The organism is Streptomyces sp. NPDC054840, from assembly GCF_053611065.1.
In genome coordinates, this window is the sequence record NZ_JBSGZP010000573.1 from 1 (window position 1) to 4899 (window position 4899).

Consider the following 4899-nt stretch of genomic DNA (forward strand, 5'->3'; position numbering starts at 1 on the left):
CTTCATGAACTGCACGCTATGGCGAGGGACTTGGCGGATCGTCGGCTTCGGGAGCGATCTGCCCGTCCGACCCCGGGGGGAGGGGGAGGGTCCCGGTCACCCCTGAGTATGAGCCACGCTGATCGAGTCGAGTTTGCCCCGCAGGTAGGTGTGGGAGTCGAACGGGTCGTGCACCACCCGGCCGACGGGAGCGGGCAAGGACTCCACCCGGGTGTGCGGATCGCATTCGTAGAAGTAGACGAGGGAGATCAGTTCCTCCGCGGGTGTCTCGGTGGGCGGCGGCAGCACCCGGTGGCGGCCCGCGCGCCAGCGGTCGCCCGTCCAGCGGGCCATCAGGTCACCGATGTTGACGGTGAGCGCCGCGGGATCGAAGGGCGCGTCCTGCCAGCCGTCGGCGTCTGTGTGGATCTGGAGCCCGCCGGCGCCCAGCTGCCGGTCGAGGACCGTGACCGTACCGAAGTCGGTGTGCGCGCCGATGCGGAACTGGCCGGGCAGCGGCGGGCCGACGACCTCGGTGCCCGGGTACCAGTTGAGGTTGAACCCCCAGGTGGGGTGTGAGGTGTGGCGGGTGAAGTAGTCCTCGCCCAGGCCCAGCGCGCCGGCCAGGAGTTCCAGCAGCTCGTCGGAGAGCGCCCGCATCAGGTGCAGGTACTCCATCACCAGCGGTCGCAGCCGCGGCACTTCGGCCGGCCAGACGTTGGGCGCGAACCATTCGACGTCCACGGAGGGGACGCCGGTGGGCTCGTCGGCGGCGAACGACCACGACTCCTTGAGGTCGGGCGGCGAGGCCTTGCCCTCGGCGTAACTGTTGGCCTCCGCCCCGGGGCCGAGCCAGCCCCGGCCGCCGACCGGGACGGCGTACGGCGCCTTCGCGCTCGCGGGCAGCCGGAAGATCTCACCCGCCGCCTCCCGGATCCGCGCGGGCAGCGAGGGGTCCACGCCGTGCCCGGTCACCAGGAGGAAGCCCGCGGCGCGCAGGGCCTCGTCGACGCGGGCGGCCGTACGGGCGCGGGCATCAGGTCCGCCGGACCGCCACGGCCCGAGATCGATCACGGGAATCTGGGATTCGGCCATGGGAGACCTGCTTTCCGGGGCTGCGGGGCGTCCGGGACCGAGGTTATCGCCACGCGCCACGGACGGGATCGACACGGAGCGTGATTCTCCGACTCCTTCTGCGTGCTTTCACTCTCGTCATTCGCGAGGATCATCCCGAGAAGGACGAGAATGAGACGGAGGGCGAGCGGCTCGTCAGGGACGGAGCGAGTGGTGGAGATTTCGACGAGGGAAGTCTTCGGGGCACCGTGCTGGGTGAGCCTGATGACGCGCGACCTGGGCACGGCCCAGCACTTCTACGGTGCGGTCGCGGGCTGGAGGTTCCGCCCGACCCGCCTGGGCGAGGCGTTCTCGGTGGCCTTCCAGGGCCGTGTCCCTGTGGCGGGCATCGGGGCGCTGGCCGCGGACCTGGGCGTCGCGGCGGCCTGGACCCCGTACTTCGCCGTCGACGACGCCGATGTGGCGGTGGACCGGATCCGGGAGCGGACGGGCACGATCGCGGTCGGCCCCGTCTCCTTCGAGTCCGGCGGCCGCGCCGCGCTCGTCGCCGACCCGGACGGCGCCGTCTTCGGGATCTGGGAGGGCAATGTGGAGGCGGGCTGGCGGGTGGGCAGGGGCCCGTCACCCGCCTGGCTGGAACTGCGCACCAGAAACGCGCTGGACGCGGCGATGTTCTACGGCGCCGTGCTGGAGTGGGCCACCGGCCGAGTCGGCTGTTGCGAGGTCTCGTACGAGGAGGACCAGGTCGTACTGCGGCAGGACGGCGAACCCGTCGCCCGTCTGAACAGCGGCCCCGTGGAGATCGCCTCCTACTCCCCCCACACCCGGCCCCGCTGGCACGTCCACTTCCGGGTGCCGAAGCTCCGGCCCGCGATGGAGGCGGCCGTCTCGCTGGGCGGGCGACCTGTCTCGGACATCACCTCGAACGCGGTGGAGCGGTGGGTGACGCTGCGCGACCCGGACGGGGCCCTGTTCGCCCTCACCTCCGCCCTCGGGTCGGACTCGGACTGACCGCCCCCCGTCCGCCGTGGGCATGGGGGGCGACTCACACTCGGGGACGCTTCGAGATGCGGGCGCACGGCAGTCCTGGTTCGCTGAATCCGCCCGCTCTCCCCACAGATCCAAGGAGTGAACATGAGCGTTTCAGGTGAGTCCCGCGGCCGGTCCCAGCAGATCCGCGCCAAGGCCCAGGAGCTGAACGACGCGGCCGAGCGGTCCACCGACCCGGAGGAGCGCCGCCGGCTGAAGGAGAAGGCCCGCCGCCTCCAGGAGCAGAGCGAGCAGGAGAGCCGGATGGACGACCGGGGAATGGACCCCATGTAGCCGTCTCCCTCCCCACGCACCCCCACCGGCCGGTGTCCGCCGCGATCCCCCGTCGCCGCGGCCACCGGCCGGTGCGCGGTCGCGCGACCGGGCTCCGGCCGCCTGCGCCTGGCGGAGACGGGAGCATGGGAGCCCCGAGTCGGGCCGGCTCTCACCACCTCCCCCACGAGGTCATGGAGGCGATCTTCGCCGTCGGGGACCTGTGAGCCGTACGGGACGGTTCAGAACATGATGAGCAGCCGCGTCCTGGGCTTGAGCTTCCGGTTCACCGAACGGCTCGACGTACACCTCCAGCTGGGGATTGCGCCCGGCCTTCACGCAGACGGTCCCCCGGATGCCCGTGCCGAACAGGAGACTGCGCGCCGCGTCGCCCGTGTACGCGCGGTCGGTGTCCTTCTCCACCACGATGACTTCCTTGTCGGGCTGCACCTGGACCCGTGTGCCCAGCTGGTAATGGCACGACCCGCGTTCGTAGGTCACGCCCTGGTGCGAGTCGACGAAGGACCGGATCTCGACCTCCTCGTCGACCTTCAGGAGCCGGTATTTGTCGGCCGGGACCGGTTCGAGGTTCGCCCGTACGTCGTCGACCGAGACGTCCTGGCCGACCGCGTAACAGGTTCTTCGTCCCGCGCACCCCCTTCTCACGGCCGCGGAACATCACCCTCACCGCCGTCGCCAACCACTTCGGCGTCTGGCCTGCGGTCTTCTCCTGCATCGAACGCGGAACCCGCCGCGACGACAACGTCGCCAATGCCTACCGAGACTGGCTCACCGCCGCTTGACGACCAATAGGAGCTTCGAGGGAGCCTGACGGGTGATCACCCCCGTCCGCCCCGGACCGTCCCGCCCGGCGGTGCCGGGCCGGACGGCCGGGGTTCCGTCGCGGGAGGGGCCTCAGAGCCGGACGTTCCAGTCGACCGAGGAGTGCAGGGTGCGCTTCACCTTCGGGTCGCGCACGGACGGGGTGCGGTCCTCGGCCGTGACCGTCAGGCGGTGCGTGCGGAAGTCGAAGAGCCACAATTCCGCCACGGACACCTCGGTGCGGCCCTCGAAGCGCCTCAGCTCGCGGCCGTCGAGGTACCAGCGGACCACGGGCTGGCGGCCGTCCGCGCCGGCCAGCTTCGGTACGGAGGCCTTCGCCGTGTGGCGCAGCCGCAGGGTGCGGTCGGTCGGGGTGAGCGGGGTGACGATCCGTGCGTGCTGGTAGAAGCCGGCGATCATCGACTCGACGCCGGGCAGGTTGAAGGGCTTGCCCAGGACCCGCATGAGGGAGTTGTCGGTGGGCCGGTACAGCCCGGTCACGAAGTAGTTGCCGCCCTCGTAGGCACCGACCGTGCCACCGTCGGGCGACGCCTCCCCGAGCCAGCGGTACCACTTGGCGCGCCGCGCGGCCATGCGGTCGGCCGGGAGGGCCGAGCTGTTGGATTCGGCGGGCTCGGGGCCGGTGTACTTCTCGTACTCCGGGATGCCCGGGTAGAAGTACTCGTCGGCGAGCTTGCCGAGGGAGTGGCCGGTCTCGTGGATGGCGACCTGGCCGGACTTCGGGTGGCCGGCGGAGGCCGTCGATATCCCCTCGTAGCCGAGGGTGGCGCTGGGCTCGTTGTAGCCCGCCCCGCCGTACTTGGCGCTGTTGGCCAGGACGATGACGAGGTCGGCGGCGGGCGCCTTCGCCACGTACGCGTCCACCTTGGGCTGGTCGACGCAGAGCAGCCGCTCGATGTTCTCGCACCAGAAGTAGGAGCCGAGGGCGGTGTCTCGGACTGCGGCCGGATCGGGGTCGCCGGAGACTCCCGAGTCGTGCGAGACGGCGTCGACCGTCCAGACGTTGAAGAGGTTCCGGTACGTGGTGTAGGGCTCGACGGCGGTCACCTCGGCCCATTTCTGCTCGGCATCGGTGTGGAACCGGGCCAGTTCGGCGGCGGTGTATCCGTCACCGATGACCACCACGTCGAGGCGGTCGCCCGTGGAGCCGTTGTCGATCAGCTTGGTGACCTGGCCGTCGGCGGACCGTTCGGCCGGGGACAGCCGGCCCGTGGCCTTGGCGGGGCTGCCGGCGGCCGGTACGCGGGCGTGGCCCGATCCGGCGTCACCGCCGTGCTCCGGCCCGGGTATCTCGACCTCGATCCGCGGCCCCGCCGGGGCGTCGGCCGCGTCGGCGGGTCCGGCGGCCACCAGCGCGGCGGTCACGCAGACCATCGCGACGGCCGCGCGCAGCGCCGAACGCGGGGCCGGGCGCCTGCCCTTGCCCGGACGCCTGCCCGAGTCTCTGACTGGATCCATGAAGTACTCCCCCGGGAACGGAAGTTAAGTGGTTTGTTAAGCGCAGTGAATCGGTTGCTTAAACTAGGTGGCGGGCGGGGCGTGCGCAATGCCTGCTCCCCCTGAATACTGGGGAGTTCGAGCGACCAGGGGGAATCCATGGACGAACCGGCCCGGATCGGCCGCAGGGTGCAGCGCATGCGGGGGGAACTCGGCCTGACGCAGCGGCAGTTGGCAGAGCCCTCCTACACCTCGGCCTACATC

At 71.1% G+C, this 4899-nt stretch carries 4 protein-coding genes and 1 pseudogene; 2 read left to right on the forward strand and 3 right to left on the reverse strand.

The window, feature by feature from the left end:
* Positions 1-96: 96 nt before the first annotated feature.
* Positions 97-1074, reverse strand: coding sequence for an isopenicillin N synthase family dioxygenase (locus ACWGIU_RS29820; protein WP_453710961.1), 978 nt, complete (start codon positions 1072-1074; stop codon positions 97-99).
* Between the two features lie 243 nt (positions 1075-1317).
* Here ACWGIU_RS29820 and ACWGIU_RS29825 point away from each other — a divergent pair, with 243 nt between their 5' ends.
* Together ACWGIU_RS29825 and ACWGIU_RS29830 are read left to right on the forward strand one after the other, a co-directional pair.
* Entirely contained in the window at positions 1318-2064 is a 747-nt protein-coding gene (locus tag ACWGIU_RS29825) for a VOC family protein (protein ID WP_453710963.1), read from the forward strand.
* 123 nt (positions 2065-2187) lie between these two features.
* The gene (locus ACWGIU_RS29830; protein WP_453710965.1) at positions 2188-2376 is read left to right on the forward strand and encodes a DUF6381 family protein; all 189 of its coding nucleotides are present in this window, start codon (positions 2188-2190) and stop codon (positions 2374-2376) included.
* 221 nt (positions 2377-2597) lie between these two features.
* On the opposite strand, the pseudogene ACWGIU_RS29835 reads toward ACWGIU_RS29830, so the two are convergent.
* Both ACWGIU_RS29835 and ACWGIU_RS29840 read right to left on the reverse strand, forming a co-directional pair.
* Positions 2598-3031 (reverse strand): annotated as a pseudogene (locus ACWGIU_RS29835) (VWA domain-containing protein); the annotation flags it as partial.
* A gap of 239 nt (positions 3032-3270) precedes the next feature.
* Entirely contained in the window at positions 3271-4656 is a 1386-nt protein-coding gene (locus tag ACWGIU_RS29840; protein WP_453710967.1) for a M64 family metallopeptidase, read from the reverse strand.
* Positions 4657-4899: the final 243 nt, after the last annotated feature.